Origin of the sequence: Sodalinema sp., from assembly GCF_046483825.1 — a bacterium.
In the GTDB taxonomy this organism is placed as follows: Bacteria; Cyanobacteriota; Cyanobacteriia; order Cyanobacteriales; family Geitlerinemataceae; genus Sodalinema.
Genome location: NZ_JAWOCL010000090.1, coordinates 18,499 through 35,412, shown reverse-complemented (window position 1 = coordinate 35,412; position 16,914 = coordinate 18,499). Strand labels below are relative to the sequence as shown.

At 52.4% G+C, this 16,914-nt stretch carries 18 protein-coding genes; 8 read left to right on the top strand and 10 right to left on the bottom strand.

The features are described 5' to 3' along the window. The first annotated feature begins 147 nt into the window (after window positions 1-147). Window positions 148-831, top strand: a complete 684-nt coding sequence (locus R6U67_RS06085) for an adenylate/guanylate cyclase domain-containing protein (RefSeq protein ID WP_410251714.1) — start codon at window positions 148-150, stop codon at window positions 829-831. 32 nt (window positions 832-863) lie between these two features. Here the strand turns inward: R6U67_RS06085 and tsaE are convergent, their stop codons facing one another. Beyond that, complete coding sequence (tsaE, locus tag R6U67_RS06080; RefSeq protein ID WP_410251713.1) at window positions 864-1,334, bottom strand: tRNA (adenosine(37)-N6)-threonylcarbamoyltransferase complex ATPase subunit type 1 TsaE; 471 nt, start codon at window positions 1,332-1,334, stop codon at window positions 864-866. A 217-nt stretch (window positions 1,335-1,551) separates the two neighbouring features. Here tsaE and R6U67_RS06075 point away from each other — a divergent pair, with 217 nt between their 5' ends. Further along, window positions 1,552-2,121, top strand: coding sequence for a peroxiredoxin (locus R6U67_RS06075; protein WP_068788971.1), 570 nt, complete (start codon window positions 1,552-1,554; stop codon window positions 2,119-2,121). On the opposite strand, the gene R6U67_RS06070 is transcribed toward R6U67_RS06075, so the two are convergent. Further along, window positions 2,118-2,531: a hypothetical protein gene (locus tag R6U67_RS06070; protein ID WP_410251712.1), complete on the bottom strand. Its 414-nt coding sequence runs from the start codon at window positions 2,529-2,531 to the stop codon at window positions 2,118-2,120. The genes R6U67_RS06075 and R6U67_RS06070 overlap by 4 nt on opposite strands. Before the next feature lie 189 nt (window positions 2,532-2,720). Here R6U67_RS06070 and R6U67_RS06065 point away from each other — a divergent pair, with 189 nt between their 5' ends. Both R6U67_RS06065 and R6U67_RS06060 read left to right on the top strand, forming a co-directional pair. Next, window positions 2,721-3,284, top strand: a complete 564-nt coding sequence (locus tag R6U67_RS06065; RefSeq protein ID WP_410251711.1) for a DUF3122 domain-containing protein — start codon at window positions 2,721-2,723, stop codon at window positions 3,282-3,284. Window positions 3,285-3,399: 115 nt separating this feature from the next. Beyond that, complete coding sequence (locus tag R6U67_RS06060; protein WP_410251710.1) at window positions 3,400-6,642, top strand: glycoside hydrolase family 15 protein; 3,243 nt, start codon at window positions 3,400-3,402, stop codon at window positions 6,640-6,642. Here the strand turns inward: R6U67_RS06060 and R6U67_RS06055 are convergent. The 3 genes from R6U67_RS06055 to R6U67_RS06045 form a co-directional block, all read right to left on the bottom strand. Beyond that, window positions 6,639-7,535, bottom strand: coding sequence for an alpha/beta fold hydrolase (locus R6U67_RS06055; protein WP_410251709.1), 897 nt, complete (start codon window positions 7,533-7,535; stop codon window positions 6,639-6,641). The two genes, R6U67_RS06060 and R6U67_RS06055, sit on opposite strands and share 4 nt — an antisense overlap. 65 nt (window positions 7,536-7,600) lie before the next feature. Beyond that, window positions 7,601-8,599, bottom strand: a complete 999-nt coding sequence (locus R6U67_RS06050; protein ID WP_410251708.1) for a glycosyltransferase family 2 protein — start codon at window positions 8,597-8,599, stop codon at window positions 7,601-7,603. 217 nt (window positions 8,600-8,816) lie between these two features. Further along, window positions 8,817-9,116 (bottom strand): ferredoxin, encoded by a 300-nt coding sequence (locus tag R6U67_RS06045; RefSeq protein WP_087705985.1) that lies wholly within the window; start codon window positions 9,114-9,116, stop codon window positions 8,817-8,819. 312 nt (window positions 9,117-9,428) lie between these two features. Between R6U67_RS06045 and R6U67_RS06040 the strand changes: the two genes are divergently transcribed. Then, the gene (locus R6U67_RS06040) at window positions 9,429-10,442 is read left to right on the top strand and encodes a Gfo/Idh/MocA family protein (RefSeq protein ID WP_410251707.1); all 1,014 of its coding nucleotides are present in this window, start codon (window positions 9,429-9,431) and stop codon (window positions 10,440-10,442) included. On the opposite strand, the gene R6U67_RS06035 is transcribed toward R6U67_RS06040, so the two are convergent. The 4 genes from R6U67_RS06035 to R6U67_RS06020 all read right to left on the bottom strand — a co-directional run bounded on the left by R6U67_RS06035 (window position 10,416) and on the right by R6U67_RS06020 (window position 14,212). Further along, window positions 10,416-11,330: an AAA family ATPase gene (locus tag R6U67_RS06035; RefSeq protein WP_410251706.1), complete on the bottom strand. Its 915-nt coding sequence runs from the start codon at window positions 11,328-11,330 to the stop codon at window positions 10,416-10,418. The two genes, R6U67_RS06040 and R6U67_RS06035, sit on opposite strands and share 27 nt — an antisense overlap. Before the next feature lie 16 nt (window positions 11,331-11,346). Beyond that, window positions 11,347-12,363, bottom strand: coding sequence for a bifunctional riboflavin kinase/FAD synthetase (locus tag R6U67_RS06030; RefSeq protein WP_410251705.1), 1,017 nt, complete (start codon window positions 12,361-12,363; stop codon window positions 11,347-11,349). Between the two features lie 66 nt (window positions 12,364-12,429). Then, window positions 12,430-13,317, bottom strand: coding sequence for an MBL fold metallo-hydrolase (locus R6U67_RS06025; RefSeq protein ID WP_410251704.1), 888 nt, complete (start codon window positions 13,315-13,317; stop codon window positions 12,430-12,432). A 508-nt stretch (window positions 13,318-13,825) separates the two neighbouring features. Beyond that, window positions 13,826-14,212 (bottom strand): AbrB family transcriptional regulator, encoded by a 387-nt coding sequence (locus R6U67_RS06020; protein ID WP_410251703.1) that lies wholly within the window; start codon window positions 14,210-14,212, stop codon window positions 13,826-13,828. A 186-nt stretch (window positions 14,213-14,398) separates the two neighbouring features. Between R6U67_RS06020 and R6U67_RS06015 the strand changes: the two genes are divergently transcribed. The 3 genes from R6U67_RS06015 to lspA all read left to right on the top strand — a co-directional run bounded on the left by R6U67_RS06015 (window position 14,399) and on the right by lspA (window position 16,046). Beyond that, window positions 14,399-14,842: an RrF2 family transcriptional regulator gene (locus tag R6U67_RS06015; protein ID WP_410251702.1), complete on the top strand. Its 444-nt coding sequence runs from the start codon at window positions 14,399-14,401 to the stop codon at window positions 14,840-14,842. Between the two features lie 169 nt (window positions 14,843-15,011). Beyond that, window positions 15,012-15,566, top strand: a complete 555-nt coding sequence (pyrR, locus tag R6U67_RS06010; protein WP_410251701.1) for a bifunctional pyr operon transcriptional regulator/uracil phosphoribosyltransferase PyrR — start codon at window positions 15,012-15,014, stop codon at window positions 15,564-15,566. Next, the gene (gene lspA, locus R6U67_RS06005) at window positions 15,567-16,046 is read left to right on the top strand and encodes a signal peptidase II (RefSeq protein WP_410251700.1); all 480 of its coding nucleotides are present in this window, start codon (window positions 15,567-15,569) and stop codon (window positions 16,044-16,046) included. A 7-nt stretch (window positions 16,047-16,053) separates the two neighbouring features. Here the strand turns inward: lspA and rpaB are convergent, their stop codons facing one another. After that, on the bottom strand, window positions 16,054-16,794 hold the full coding sequence (gene rpaB, locus R6U67_RS06000) for a response regulator transcription factor RpaB (protein WP_410251699.1): 741 nt from the start codon (window positions 16,792-16,794) through the stop codon (window positions 16,054-16,056). Between the last annotated feature and the right edge of the window lie 120 nt (window positions 16,795-16,914).

The following is a 16,914-nucleotide window of genomic DNA, read 5'->3' as shown; positions in this document are numbered from 1 at the left end:
GTTTCGTGGTGATTCAATTTGGGAGGCTTTAAGAACCCTAGCCGACTATCTCGACCAAGAAGATAATTTTTTAGAGGGAATATATCCAACTGCTATTGAAGTAGATTATAATGATCGAGAAGGATATTGGATTATTTCTCCCAAAAAATGACCGAGTTAGATCTCCCAACCCTAGAAATGGGCATTGGTATCAATACTGGAGAGGTTGTCGTCGGTAACATTGGTTCCCTCAAACGCACCAAATATGGCGTCGTGGGGTCTCAGGTGAACTTAACCTATCGCATTGAATCTTATACCGTTGGCGGACAAATTTTAGTCACAGAATCGACCTTAGATGAAGTTGATAACATTGTCGATTTTGACGGCGAAGAAAAAGTTTGTCCCAAAGGTGTCATTCAACCGATCTCAATTTATTCAGTCGTGGGAATTTCTGGGAAACATAACCTCAGTCTATCCCGTGACCAACTCCCACTTTATGACCTCCACCCGGCTCTATCCGTCTCTTTTACTCCCTTACAGGGCAAACAACTCGGCGATCGCCATTATCAAGGCCATCTCATCAAACTCTCACCCCACGGCGCTCATATCACCTCAACCTATGCCGCTAAACCCTTGACAAATATCAAATTTATGATAGAAATTCCTCAACCCGTTGGAGAGGGAACTGATGAGTTTTATGGAAAAGTTATCAAAGAGGATGACTTACCCTCAGGCTGTTTTGCGATTCGACTCACCGCCGTTTCTATGGAACTCAAAGCCTATTTTGAGCAGCTTTATGAAGCGAACTGTTCTCAACCTTCCTCGGTGAGTCAATCCCCGTCCTCGACCTAGAATTTGCGTTTTTTTTCATGAAGGACTAACCCTTAAAAATCCGCAATTAACCGCGTCCAAACCGCACACAAATCCGGCGTTCCCGAAACTTGCACCTGCCGAGCCTCATCCTGATACAACAAATGCAACGTCAAATACGAGTCAGGTAACTCCCGTAAACGCTCAGCCCATTCAACCACCATCAACCCCGGTTCAACCTCCAAGCCTTCCCAGTACAACTGAGGCTGTAACCCCTGAACCTCAGACGAATCAAGGCGATATAAATCCAAATGGTACAGAGGAATGCGACCCTCATCATACTCATTGATGAGCGTAAACGTGGGGCTAACAATGCGATCGCCAATCCCTAACCCCGCACCAATTCCTTGAACCAGAGTCGTTTTACCCGCCCCTAAGTCCCCTTGCAGCAGTAACGTGGTCCCGGCGGGTAATCCCTGGCCGAGTCGTTCACCCAGGCGGTGGGTAGCGTCAGCATTCGCAAGAAACAGCTTCAACGAGGTCATGGGGAATAGGGAATAGGGAACAGGGAATAGCAGCCGTAGGGGCGAAAAATCCCCTCCTGGGAGGGGCTAGGGGTGGGTTCCCCTACAATTTTGTATACCATGCAACAAATCCCACCGTAGATCCACAAGACCCAAGGATAAAAAGCGATTGGGTGATGGGTGGGGCAACTCAGTTACACTGGAGAGCAGAATTTCTCGTCACTAGCATAGATTTGGCATGATGACCCGTCGCTCCTTCCTAATATCTCGTCTGTTGACCGTCGTTTTGCTGGGACTAACCGCGATGACTGGCCTCCTGGCCTCCCCCTCACCCGCGTGGGCCATGGGGGGAACCCTTCCTCCCCTCAACGACGTGGCGCCAGACTTCACCCTTCCCACCAATAGCGGTGATGGGAATGTATCCCTGTCCGACTATCGCGGTCAATGGGTGGTTGTTTACTTCTACCCCGCCGATTTTACCCCCGGTTGTACCCTCGAAGCGCGACGTTTCCAGCAGGATTTGCCCAAATACCGCGATCGCAACACCCAAATTTTAGGCATTAGTGCCGATGATGTAGAGTCTCATGAGGAGTTCTGCGACTCCGAAGGGTTGCGGTTCCCCCTCCTCTCCGATGAAGGTGGAAGCGTCAGTCAAGCCTACGGGTCCTGGATTTACTCGCGGTCCGTGCGCCATAGCTTCATTATCGACCCCGAGGGGATTCTCCGCGATCGCTTCGTCAAAGTTAACCCGTCTATCCACAGTCAAGAGGTTCTCGCCCACCTCGACGAACTCCAAGCGGCCTCCTAATCCCCGTAATACCCCTCTGGGGTAATGAGATAGGTCGTCCAATCCGCTTCAGCCCCCACCTGCGACGGGCCATACCTCGCTAAACGCCAAGTTTTGCCCTCCTTTTGTCCCTGGAGATAGAGATCAAAGGGTTGTTTGGGCCGGGTTACCGTTCCCCTGGGGAGATCGATGCTTAAACGATAGGTTCCCTGAAGATGGTAGCCCGGTAAATCTTGAATCATCACCGGCGCATTATCCGTCACTCGCACCTGCTCAACCCGCCAAGTCGGAGTTTGCGACAATCGTAACTGAGAACTTAACTGCGCCTGCGTCTGTTCTAATTGCAAGGAAATCGCATCGGCCACTAAGTCCGTATCAAAAAACACCGGGACCGCCGCACAGGCCGCCAACATCACTACGAATAGGCTCATCAGAAGCCAACGGAACACCCACCTCAAGTTTGCCACCAGAAACCTTAACTTGTGATATCTCCAGGCAAACCTACCATATCCCCATCGAGAATGGACAGTAACCTCCCCAATGAGTCAGGAAAATTCGACCCAGAACCGCGAAAACCGCGTTAAAATCGCAACGATAGTGTTGCATTCGCGAGGTTGACCGTGAACGATAAAGACCCAGATTTCTGCCAAACTCGCCTCTCCTGGACCGGATTCCCTCATCGGTTCCTTCATTCCCTGTTCGTCTTCTGTAGCCTACTGTTGCTGTTGGGAACTCTCGTCTCCAGTCTCCCCACTCTCCCCGTCGCGCAAGCGGCCCCGATTCGACAACAAACGGAAGCTCCCGGACAAGTCGTTTACCAAACCCGCCATACCCTAAAGGATAGTTTGGGGAACTCCTGGCAGGTCATCTTCTACAAACGGGTTGAAGACTCAGAGCAAAGTAATCTCAATCTACGACTGGCGGGATTCCCCGGAGCGGTTGAGTTTCAGCATCCCCAAGACTTAACCCTAACGACGCAACGAGGAGAGACACTAGAGGCCAGCGACAACTTCGCCGGCGACCCCCCAGCCCCCAATGTCGGCGAGTATGATTTTCGGGACATCGCCAACCGTCTCCCCTCCCGCAGTTCTCTCGACTTAAGCTTGCCTCTGAAGGAGCGATCGGCTACTCTACAAATTCCGCTCCCAGTCGTCCTAGAATGGCAGGAAGTTATCAAAAAATAGTACGGTAACAAGCACTCCTAACTGGTGTCTCCCCTCGGTGGGAGCGGCTAAGGGTGGGTTCTCCCTATCCCCAGTTCCCGTGTTCCGGTGTTCCCTTCTCCCTTCTCCCCCCACCATGCTTAACCCCAAACTCGATCGCCTGTACCACGAAATCAAAGGGGTTATCCTCGCCAAACAACATCCGGTGAGTGGATTACTCCCCGCCAGTACCGCCGTCACGGAACATGGCGACTATACCGATGCTTGGGTACGAGATAACGTCTATAGCATCCTGGCGGTTTGGGGGTTGGCCCTGGCGTATCGCAAAATTGATACTGAACAAGGACGGGCCTACGAACTCGAACAGAGTGTCGTGAAACTGATGCGGGGCTTGCTACGTTCGATGATGAATCAAGCCCAGAAAGTCGAACGCTTCAAACATACCCAAGATCCTCTCGATGCCCTTCATGCCAAATACGACACCAGTAGCGGTAATCCGGTGGTGGCGGATCATGAATGGGGACATCTCCAGATTGACGCCACCTCCGTTTTTCTGGTGATGTTATCCCAAATGACCGCCTCGGGACTCCAGATTATTTTTAGCCTGGATGAGGTCAACTTTGTGCAAAATTTGGTCTACTACATTGGCCGGACTTACCGTACCCCGGATTATGGGATTTGGGAACGGGGCAACAAAATCAATCATGGTAAGCCGGAACTGAACGCGAGTTCGGTGGGAATGGCAAAAGCCGCGTTGGAGTCGATGCAGGGTGTTAATTTATTTGGGAGTCGCGGTGATCAGGCCTCGGTGATTCATGTGGTCCCGGATGATATTGCCCGCGCCCGAATTACCCTAGAAGCCTTGCTGCCTCGCGAGTCCAACTCCAAGGAAGTCGATGCGGCGTTGTTGAGTGTGATTGGTTTCCCGGCCTTTGGGGTTGAGGATAGCCAGTTACGCGATCGCACCCACCGTAAAATTGTCGATAAACTCCAAGGAACCTACGGCTGTAAACGCTTTCTTCGCGATGGCCACCAGACGGTCATCGAAGATAGTCATCGCCTCCATTATGAGCCGCAAGAACTGCAACAGTTTGAAAACATTGAATGTGAATGGCCGCTCTTTTTCTGCTATTTATATTTAAATCATCTGTTTATGGGAGACCGGGAAGCGGCCCGTGAGTATGGACAGAAAATCCAAAACATTCTGGTCGATCAAGATGGCTGGAAACTGCTCCCAGAATTATATTACGTCCCCGAAGATGCCCTAGACGCTGAACGAGAGAATCCCCATTCCCAACCCCGGTTACCTAATGAAAATATCCCCTTAGTTTGGGCGCAAAGTCTCTATTGGCTTGGAGAAATTATTGAAGAGGGATTGATTGATATCGGAGATATTGACCCACTCGGGCGACATTTACACCGACGCAAGCCTTATCCTTCTGTGGTTCAAGTGGCGTTATTGGCTGAAGATGAAGACTTACAAGATGAATTAGCCAGTTATGGAATTGCCACAGAAACCCTTGCCGAAATTGAGCCGGTTAAACTCAGTGAAGCCCAAGAACTGGCCTGGATTTATCATCAAGTTGGACGCAATGATAAACTCAATCTAACGGGGCGACCGATTCGTTTGGTTCGCAGTTTGACCACCGCGCAAGTCTTTCGCATTCGGGGCGATCGCGTCATGTTTTTGCCCTCGTTTGTCAATCCACAGCAGTTTTATCTAACCCTCGATTATCACTTTCTCGTTGCCCAAATTGAAAGTGAAATCGCCTATGTTTCTCGTCATTGGTACAACTTAGGTCGTCCCACCCTGGTCTTAATGTTGACCCGTAAATTAGTTGAGACGGGTCAAGAACCCTTATTGCAACTGATGTTGCAACTACGGGGTGGCGACTGCAAAGGAACTCCGGTTCGTTTAGGTTCCCTCAATCAGTTGATGTTGACCGCCGGAACCGAGCGAATCGATGATTTAGAGGAGTTTGAATTTTCCCAACCCTCTAAAACCGAAGCCGAACTACGCAGTTCCTATCTTCTCTACAATCCGGCCCAAAGTCGTCCCCTCACTCCCACTCAGGAGTTTAGCTTGGAATGCGAACGGGATGGCCAAGTGTTGATTCACCGTTTACGAGAGTCGGAAAATATCTACGAACAAGTTGAAATTCTCCATGGCCTAGTCACCTTAGAAGGCTTAGACTTTGACACCGGGTTAGGGGAAGGAACCCCGGTGACGGTAGCCGATTTACTCGAAGAACTCTATAACAAAGCCAGTCATACTGATATAGGCGATGAAGCGGAGGTTCAATGGTCTGTTGTTCGCTATGCAGCCGGGTTACTCGGTAAAGCCAGTTTAGGTCTAACGGAAGCCGTCACCGATATTGTGGTGCGTCAAAAACAGTTGGCGATCGGTAAATCCTACAGTGAGGAGTCGATGATTACCAGTCCTCTCCCTCACAACGAACTGATGGAGAAAATCAATCGTTTCTGTCACGAAGATGTCCGCGATCGCGTCCTCACTCAAGAAATTGCCATCTATCTCGGGTTAATGATTCAAGCTGAACCCAGCTTATTTGATGGCCTGTTAACCCTGCGCGTCGGCTATCTGATTTTGCTACTCACTAGCGAAATTGTCAGTGAATTTGCCATGACTCAGGATGAAGCCTACAGTCACCTGATGCAACTGAGTCCCTTTGAGATTCAAACCCGCCTGCGGGATGCGATCGCCGGCTACACAGGCTTTAACCGTCGCCTACAAGAGCAAGAATCCCTACATATCAAATCCTCCAAAACAACCATTGACTGGCGGGTTCTCCCCCAAGACATGACCGAGGAAACTCCCCCCGACGACTGGTTACGTCAGCGTCAACGAGATGGGGCCGCCGGACGGGTTCCCAAACAGTTTTATCCCCGAGTCTGGCAAATCCTCCAGAATTGTAAGGGCCTCGTCATTGGCGATAAACTCGAAAGTCGCAACCGCATCGAGAGTGAATACATCCTGGCCGAGATGACACCAGGGGAGAAAAACTTTGCCCTACGGGTTGAACGGCTGTTAAACAAAATTCCCGCTCCCCAATATCGCCATCTCACCATTGAAGCCTTAATGGAGTTACAGGCAATTTTCGATCGCAACCCCGAGTTAGAAATCGACGACTATATTGTCTTAGACATCCTCATCGGTCACGCCGTGCGCCTCTCGTGGCAACAGCGTTATCCTGAACGGATTGACCGCTATGATGAAGATCGAGCCGCAGCCTGGAGTCACTTCTATGAAGCCTCCCCGCAAATTTGCGCCCAGTTTATCGCCCAGGCCTTTGAATTCCTTAGCCAAGAACAATCACCCCCAGTCGAGTCAGACCCCCCAGTGGTCAACCGCGAATCCTAGAGGGTGTTATCGGCGCTATCCTTGGCGCTGTCATCCTCGACAACGTTGGCGTCAATAATCTCTTCGAGATGGTGCAGCAATTGGTCGGTCTGTTCCAACATCGAGAGATGGCCGCAGCCGTCGAGTTCGATGACATTCGCGCCGCAACAGCGTTTGAACAGGGGGTGAAAACTGGCGAGATGATGGACATATTTCGGTTCCATAATCATATCCTTGGCCCCGGCGATGAAATAGACCGGTTGCTGAAGCTGCGAGACAATATGGGGCAAACGATGCACTTCCTCCTCCGTGGTCGAGTCGAGAAGCGCTCCTAAGGCCGCATCAGCATCGGCCATCACCCAATCAATCACTCGTTGTTGTCCCCACGCAAAGGATAGAGGCCGAGCCACGGCGGCTCGGGTAAACAGCCAGCAAATGGCAGAAACTTGACTGAACCAGCGCCATCGCCATTGGACAATGCGCTGGCCGACGGCTCGGAAGCGTTCAAATTCTTCTTTGAGGTAAATTCCACCGCCGGCGTTGACACAAACAACTCCTTTCACCCGCTCGGGGAATAAATGAGCCGTCCACAACGCCAAGGTGCCACCGAGGGAATGGCCCACGAGCCAGACCTCGTTGAGATTGAGTTGTTCGAGCAGGTGGTCTAGGTCTTTGGCATAGTCTGCGGGACTATACCCCATGGGAGACGGACAATCTGGGGACAGTTGGGAGTCGCCAAAGCCCCGTAAATCGTAACTTAAGCATTGGTGCGATCGCGATAGGCGATCGATGGCAGGCTGCCAATAGTGACGACTAAGCAGCCAACCGTGAATGAAGACCAACACAGAACCGTTAGGGACGGGATCAGTTAACTCGTAAACGTGTTTGACCCCAAGGATATCAATGGTTGCCATGACTCTATCATAACGCCAAGGGGGACCCTTTTTCCGCTGCGAGTCCCCCAGGGGTCAGAGGTGACTCAGGAATTTCCTTGACGCATCTGTTCCATATAGGAGCGAGGGGTGAGGCGGCGGGCCAAATTCCAGAGTTTCCCCCGAACAGCGGCGGGAAGGTAGGAGAGGGTCAGGCCAAAGATGGCTTTACGATTGGATGTATCCTGTTGTCGATACTCTTGTAGAATCTCTCGGCCTTGATGGAGTTGATTGGCTTCGATGTAGCGTAGGCCGAGTAATAGGCGGGTGTCTTGGAGACGCTGTTGTCGGTTTTGTTCTAAGGAGGCGCGGTCGTGAAAGTCGAAATACTCTAGGTATTTGAGTTTATCTTCGAGATAGCGGATATCCCGCTGAAGATTTTGCTGTTCGGCGTGGACTCGATATTCCATGAGACAGTCATCGAGGTAATAGCCGACGTTTCCGGCTAGGGCCAGCCGCACTAAGAGGTCATTATCTTCGCAGTTTTGCAAGTCGGCCCGCATGAACCCCACGGCGTCTAAGGCGGGTTTGCGAAAGAGGGTGGTTCCGACTTGCAGACTTTGCTGAATAAACACCACTTCCAGCAAGTTCTCGATGATTCCAGTTGAGAGGGAGTCACGTCCCCAATAGCGAGAGTTTTCTTGTGTGGCGGCTCCATCGCGCTGGTTGGTTTCGTCAATCAGCCAATGGTCGCAACTGACAAAATCTACCTGGGGATGGTTATCTAAGATGGCCACCATCTGGGTGAGAAATTCCGGGGTGAGGCGATCGTCGTCGTCGAATTTGATAAAGTAGTCTCCCTCGGCGGCATCAAAGCCGGAGCGCATGTTGTTGCTTTTGCCGATATTCTGGGGATGGCGTAGGTAGCGAATGCGATCGTCTTGCTGTTCGTAGGCCTGCATCAAGGTGGGGGTTTCGTCGGAAGACCCATCATCACAGACAATCAGTTGCCAATCCTGAAATGATTGTTTGAGGACACTGTCTACGGCAAAGGGAAGCAGGGTTTGCCGGTTATAGGTGGGGATACAAACGCTAACTTTAGGCATTAACAACTTGGGTGGCAAACTTAGGTGACAAACTTAGGTAGCTTTGGGGGCGATCGCCTCTAGTATAGTCTGGCCGGTCTGCGATCGCCGGTGCCGGCCGCGAAAAACCCGCGCCAAAGCGGATTGCTTCGTTGCGGGTTGCGTTTGCGTTTAAGCTGTTGGGATACAAGACGCTGACTGAACTCGTCGGTCAGCGTCGCACCTTAAAAAACTTTGTCTAGTACAGCGCTTCTTCTTGGTGGGTTTCGATGGTGCAGTCGGAGGTGGGGTAAGCCACGCAAGTCAGCACGTAACCCGCTTCAATCTGGTCATCGTCGAGGAAGGATTGGTCAGACTGATCAATGCCTCCTTCGGTGAGTTTACCAGCGCAGGTCGAGCAAGCGCCAGCACGGCAGGAGTAAGGCAGATCTAAACCTTGCTCTTCGGCGACATCGAGGATGTACTCGTCATCGGGAACTTCGATCGTCGTGTTGAGACCTTGCTCTTCGTTAACGAGCGTGACCTTGTAAGTAGCCATGAAATGATCCTCTCTATATCTATAAGTTTTCCTAATCTTACAAATCGGCATCTTGGACACCGACCTGAGTTGTTTAGGTATCTTCTATCTCTGATATTACGGGAAAAGCTAACGGATGCAACCCCTAGATCGGGAATCTTTGTAACGAAATTTATTATAATAATTCCTAATTCAATGTGGATTTGCTTATGGATCGCATCCGGCCAATCTGAGAATCAGTGAATCCAATCCTTTGGGCCTCAATGGCTCAAGGCTTGGACAGAACTGGGTTACAGTGATGATTAAATAGGCTGAGACTAGAAAAACAGGGAAATGCTCGAAGAACCGCCGATTCGCGTAGGTTTAGTGGGAACTGGGTTTGTGGCTCGCTGGCGATCGCAGGCCCTCGAACGGGATCCTCGCGCTCAGCTCGTGGCTGTGGCGGGCCGCACCTGGGAGAAGACCTGCGAGTTTGCTCAACCCTGGGAGGCGGCCCCCTGTCGAGATTGGCAGCAACTCATCGAACGAGACGATATTGATCTCGTGGTGATCTCCAGCCTCAATCATCAACGAGCGGCGATCGCCCAAGCGGCCCTAGAGCAGCACAAACACGTGCTAGCGGAATATCCCCTGGCTCTCAATCCTGCCCAAGCCCAAGTTCTCATCGATCGCGCTCAACAGCAGCAGAAACTGCTCCATATCGCCCATATTGAACTCCTCGGAGGGCTGCACCGAGCCTTTCTCGACTATCTGCCCCATCTCGGCGGAGTCAGTGATGTACGCTATTGCACCATTAACCCCAAACATCCCGCTCCTCGGCGTTGGACCTATTCCCTAGAGCAATTTGGCTTTCCTCTCATGGGCGCACTGTCGCGCCTGCATCGTCTGGTGTCCGTCTTTGGTCAAGTCGAGTCTGTCACCGCCCAGACTCGGATTTGGCCCGGAGCCGAGTCAGACTACTATCGAGCCTGTCTGTGCAAAGCCCAATTGCGGTTTACCTCGGGAGTCTTTGCCGATGTGATCTATGGCAAGGGCGATCGCTTTACTGAAAAAGAACATCTGCTAGAAGCGCGAGGCGTTGGAGGCCTACTGCATCTGACCCCAGACGGAGGCCAACTGCGCCAGGGAGAGCAACACGAGGCGATCGCCGTCGGCTCTCGACGGGGCCTATTTGCCCAAGATATGCAGCGAGTCTTAGATTATCTCTGTCAGGGGCGACCCCTCTATCTCGATCCTCGTCAAAGCCTCTATACCCTCACCGTGGCCGAAGCGGTCCGCCAGGCGGCGGCACAAGATGGCTCTGTACGCTTACCTGTGCGTTCACGGGATGGGAATGGTCTCGAGTAAGCGGGCAATAATCGCCTCTCCCTTGCGGCCACCCGCCGGAATCAGACGGTGGGTGAGAACGTGGGGGGCCATGAATTTCACGTCATCGGGAGTGGTGTAGGTCCGCCCTTCTAGGAAACCATAGGCTTGGCTGGCCCGTTGTAGAGCTACCGCACCTCGGGGACTGACTCCGAGGGTCACGTCATCATCAACGCGGGTGCTACGGACTAAGTTCACCATATATTGCTGCAAGGGCGCTTCGACGGCAATGGTGGCTACCTGTTGGCTGAGGTGGTGTAACTCCTCCAGACTCAAACAGGGTTGGAGTTGGTCCACGGGGATACGGCTGGCTAATCCCTGCAACATTTGTAGTTCTTCGGTTTCACTGGGGTAGCCGAGGGATAGCGAGAGCATGAAGCGATCCATTTGTGCTTCGGGAAGGGGGAAGGTTCCTTGATATTCAATGGGGTTTTGGGTGGCGATGGTGAAAAACGGTTGCGGCACTCGTCGTGATTGGCCATCGACGGTGACTTGTTTTTCTTCCATCACTTCGAGGAGGGCTGATTGGGTGCGGGGGGTGGCTCGGTTAATTTCGTCGGCCAGTAAGACATTGGCGAAGACCGGACCCGGTAGAAATTCAAAGCTACCGCTTTGGGGGTTCCAGATGTTAGTGCCGGTAATATCCGTGGGGAGAAGGTCTGGGGTGCATTGAATGCGCTGAAATTTACCGCCGATGGATTGGGCCAGGGACTTGGCTAGGAGGGTTTTCCCGACACCGGGGACATCTTCGAGGAGGGCATGGCCCCCGGCGAGGAGAGCGACGATGACTAACCGCACGGCGTCATCTTTGCCGACTAGGGTTTTGCTGAGATTGTCACGCAGTCGTTGCAAAGGTTGCAGATGATCCATGGTGGCGATGATGGGGTCAGAGACGGTGGGGGGAGGGAAGGGAGTCTAGGTGCGATCGCGCGGTTTGGCAGTCTTGACGAATTTGGGCGGTTAGGGCATCGAGACCGGGGAACTGCTGTTCGGGACGTAGAAAGGTCATTAGATGGAGGCTGAGGGGGCGATCGTAGAGGTCGCCGTCCCAATCGAGGAGATGCACTTCGACGCTCGGGCGATCGCCGGCGACGGTAGGGCGACAGCCGAGATTCATGACACCGGGGTGGTGGGTTCCATCGTCGAGTTGAACCCAGGTGCTGTAGACGCCCCAGTGCGGTAGAAATTTATCGTCGGGAAGCTTTAGATTGGCGGTGGGGAAGCCGAGGGTGCGGCCGAGTTGTTGTCCGAGTTCCACGGTTCCGTTGAGGCGATAGGGACGACCGAGGAGGCGGTTGGCGTGTTGGATTTGTCCGGCGGCTAAGGCTTGGCGAATGGTGGAACTACTGATGCGATCGCCATCGAGTGCTTGCAGTCCGCTGATGCAGGTTTCGATGTTGTACTGTTGGCTAATCTGCCGCAGTCGCTGACTATTGCCGGAGCGATCGCGGCCAAAGTGGAAGTTTTCACCGACGCTGACTCGTTTGGCGTTGAGGTAACGACAGAGAATTTCCTCGACGAAGGCCTCGGGGGTGAGGCGGGCCAGGGTTTCGGTGAAGGGAAGCAGGACCAGTTGTTCGAGGCCGAGCGATCGCAACTGCTCGACTTTTTCTTTAACTGGGGTCAGCAGCGGTCGCCGTTGGCCGCTAAAAAACTCTTGGGGATGGGGGGTAAAGGAGACGACGGTGGCGTAGCTGCGATCGCCACGTTCTGGCTTGAGGCGAGATCCCGGGTCACTCTCACGGCGTTCACCGAGAACCTGGGACACGGACAAATCCCGTTGAGGGGTCTGATGCAGAATTTTTGCAATCACCGCTTGATGGCCAAGATGCACACCATCAAAATTCCCTAAGGCAACATTGGCGGGACTCAGGGCGGTTGTTAAAGAGGACGTGACCCACACAGGCGTTGTACGGTAAACAAGAACGACGGAATATCCGGGATTGGCGCGACGGGTCTCCCAGTTGAATCAAACTTTAGCATGGGCCGGCATGAAGGCACCGGGAGTGGGCGCAATGACGATGGTCATTCCTTCTCGCGCGAGTAGACTACTACTAAAGGCGGCTTTGACCTGTTCCCCCATTTGATCGAGAAATTCATCGTTATGGAGTGGATCGTGATGGAAAATGACCAGCCGTTTCACGTTGGCGGCTTTGGCCACTTTGACGGCTTCTTGCCAGGTCGAATGTCCCCAGCCTTTTTTGCTCGTTTTCGGGTGATGATATTCTTCATCCGTATAGGTGGCGTCGTAAATCACCACATCGGCATCCTGAGCGAGTTTGAGGACATTGGGGTCCAGGCGATCGCCATAATGTTCGGTATCGGTAATATAGGCAGCGGCGTAGTTTTTCCAATTCACCCGATAGCCAACCGCTTCTCCCGGATGATTGAGATGGGCGGTTTCGACACGAACCTCACCGAGTTGAATCGGCTCACCCACCGTAATATCGTTAAAATCCAGTTGCGCCCCCATAATTTGTAACGGAACCGGAAAGTTCGGGTGCAGCATCTGATCATTGAGTCGTTGCTCAATCGTTGCCCCATTCGGGGCGACTGCGCCGTAAATATGAAACGTATTCCCTTTAATAAAGGCGGGGATAAAAAAGGGAAAGCCTTGAATATGGTCCCAATGGGTATGTGTAAAGAAGAGACTGGCTTGGATGGGCATTTCTGACAGGAGATTCTGGCCGAGGACACGTAGGCCCGTTCCTCCGTCAAAAATAAGGCGCTCACTGCCAACGCGCATCTCGACACAAGGCGTATTTCCGCCGTATCGGACTGTTTCGGGTCCAGGACAGGCAATACTACCTCTAACGCCCCAGAAATGAACCGTGAATTGGTCGTTCATGCTAGACATGGGTGGTTTTCGCTTCAGTTGGCGAGAGCGCTTCAACTGTCAAGTCAAGGTAAGGGTTAACGTCAGCAAGCTCAGGTGAGCCAGAGCCGTTTGGCTGAGATCATTACCGATCACGATCAACAATCGTACTTGATGGTCGATTCAGCTCAGCTTACCGGGTTGATGCCTAGATGGAGATGATCGTACCCGGCTAAGTCCAACTCAACCCTTAGCGGGTCAGTCAATGGGTCGGTCTCCTCACTAGCCTAACCTCGATTGTTCCGGTTATAGCAAACGGATCGCCTTGGACCGGAGTTCAGCCGTGCTAGTTTGACAACTTCCAGGGCCGTCTAATGGCTGATCTCAGCGCCAACACGGAACCGGTTGATGACGATTTTAGCTTTGTCTAGCTTAGCAGGAGACCCCAATAACTGTCTGCTCAATGTTGACAACACCTGACCCTAGGGTTGGGGACATCGGAACGCAAGAGAGTCAGGACGGCGACGATGTGAGCTTAGCCGAATCGGTCTTAAAGCTCCTCTTCCTCAGCACCCACTTGTTTGAGGTGAATATGTTTGCGCCCCAAGGAAATTTCAAATTCATCACCGGGGTTGAGTCCCATCTGTTTCGTGTAGGCGGCACCGATGAGCAAGTTGCCATTCGACTGCACACTAATACGATAGCTGGCACTGCGTCCACCCCGGCCATTGGAGGGTTGCTTGCTGTCGAGTTCAATTCCCTCGGCATCAATGAGCGCGTTGAGGAATTTCATCATGTTGACTCGTTCGACACCATTTTTCGTGACGGTGTAATAGCCACATTCTCGGGCTTTTTCCTCTTTGGGGAGACCTTCCAAGGCTCGAACTTTGTCAAGCAGTTCATTTCCGGTCAAGGCATTTGGATTGGTGTTACTCATTAATCTTCTCTCTAAAACGATAGACAACCGTTATTGGCTATTGTATCTTAACGGAAGTTTCTTTAGACTAAAAGTCTAACATTGATATTAATTTTATCAACAATCGTAGCTGTTTCCCGCCGCTGGACTGGCAAGAATCCTTGACCGTCCGACTGGGGGGCAAGCTACCTAATCTTGCTGCCGAAGATGAAGCTAACGACCCAAGGCCACTACAGCGTCAAAGCATTGTTGGATATCCGTTGTAACGGTTGCGATCGCCCCGTTTCTGTGCGGGAGATTGCCCAGCGGCAACATTTACCGGCGCCCTATTTAGAAAAGTTATTGATTCGACTGCGACAGGCGGGGATCGTGCAATCTGTGCGGGGTGCGCAGGGAGGCTATCAATTGGCGCGATCGCCCGATAAGATTTGCCTCGGCGACATTTTAGAGGCGGTGGGTGAAACCCTAGACCCCTTGCCCCATCATCATCCCGACGCCGAACTCGCCGAGGATTGGGTAACATTCGTCCTTTGGAACCAACTGCACCAAAAACTCAAACAAGCCCTTGATCGCATCTCCTTAGAGGATTTATACCATGATGCCAGAAGTTGGCAAGCCGCTCAGGGAGACCAGACAAGTTTTGTGGTTTAGTGAAAGAAGATCGCCGGGCTGGCCGATCCCCGAGATAGGACCGTTGCCTGAAATCTGCTCCTGAAATCTCCAGAAGCAACCCCTCGGCTTTCCCCAAGCTTTCGCCCCGGATGGCTGTTAATCTTATAGCATCACCCTGTCCCCCTCGCTCCTCCATTGACATCCTGTCATGATGAAAGTTGTGGAAATTCTCTCGGCTGAAGAAATCCGCCGAACCCTGACCCGTCTAGCGTCACAAATTTTAGAAAAGTCCGGTCATCCCGATCGCTTAGTCTTACTCGGGATTCACTCCCGAGGAGTCCCCCTGGCCCATCTGTTAGCCGAACAAATCGAGGCCCTAGAAAACGTCCCGGTTCCCGTCGGTTCTCTCGACATCACCTTTTATCGAGACGACCTCGATCGCATTGCCGTTCGTACCCCCGAACGCACCGAGATCCCCTTCGATCTCAACGACAAGATTGCCCTGCTCGTCGATGATGTTATCTATACCGGGCGAACCATTCGGGCCGCCTTGAATGCCGTGCAAGAATACGGTCGCCCCGAGGCAATTTGGTTAGCCGTTTTAGTCGATCGCGGTCATCGGCAACTGCCGATTCATCCCGATTTTACCGGCAAAACCCTACCCACCTCCAAAGACGAGCAAGTGAAATTCTGGGTCGAGGATTGGGATGGCCGTGATGCCGTTGAACTTCTCAAACCCATCGATGATGGGGACGTATCCTAAATGCAAAGGCAACCCTTCAAGAATCTAGGATTTTGGCTGATTGCCTTCATCGGAGTCCTCATCGACTATCTCAGCAAGCGGTGGGTGTTGGCTCACTTCAGCCTCGGCCAAACCCAACCCATCATCCCCAACGTCTTCCATTTCACCTACGTCACCAACACCGGCGCCGCCTTTAGTCTCTTTGAGGGCAGCGACTGGCTCAAATGGCTCTCCCTGGCGGTGAGTCTAGGATTGATGGCCGTTGCCCTCTGGGGTCCCCACCTGAGTCTTTGGGAACAACTCGGCTATGGCTGTATCCTCAGTGGGGCCGTCGGCAACGGCATTGACCGTTTCCTCTGGGGAGAAGTGGTCGATTTCCTACATCTGCCAATTATTCCTTTTATTAACTTCCCCATCTTTAACCTAGCTGATGTGGCCATCAACATCGGCATTATCTGTTTGCTGATCCTGGCCTGGCGACAGCCTGAACCTGAACCCTAGGGGCAACTCAACTGTCAACCGCTAACTGAGATTGAGAGATTCGACGCTGGGCCACATAACCAAAGCCCCGAATCGTCAAAATCAATTCGGGGTTTCGGGGATCTTCCTCAATCTTGGAGCGTAACCGAGCCACATAAACATCAATCACGCGCAAATCCGCTTGGCGTGTGGGGGCATAGCCCCAGAGTTTCTCTAAAATATCAGCCCGCGAGACCGGTTCCCCCGCTTGCTCAAAGAGGAGTTCAAGCAGTTTAAACTCCGTGTAGGTCAGGGAAATGCGATGAGGTCCTTTGTACACCTGTTGGCGATTGGTATCGAGGCGAATCGACCCAATTTCTAGGGTTCCGGGGGCCACCAAGCGGGCCGCGGCCGGATCTCGCAATCGCCGCAGTATACTTTCGATGCGAGCTTCGAGTTCTCGGGGACTAAAAGGTTTGACGAGATAGTCATCGGCCCCCGCTTCGAGTCCCGCAATGCGATCCTTGATGTCCCCAAGAGCCGAGAGCATCACAACCGGAATCCCCGAGTCCTGGCGCAGTTGCCGACAGACCTCAAAGCCATTGACCTGGGGTAACATGACATCCAAGACCACCAAATCCGCTCCATCGCCCTCGAAGAAATCCAGAGCATCCTGGCCATCAGCGACCGTTTCGACATCATAGCCGGCCATCGAGAGGCGCAGATCCAACATTTGCCGAATCGCCGCGTCATCATCAACCACTAGGATTTTTGCTTTTGACTTTTTCAAAACCGGATCCCCTTTCCCTTATAAGGCTCGTCAACGTCCCATCAGACGCTCCGAGTCATAAAAGCCAGGATTAAATGTCCACAAGAGAACTCACCCCGATTGAGTTTCGGGATGATCACT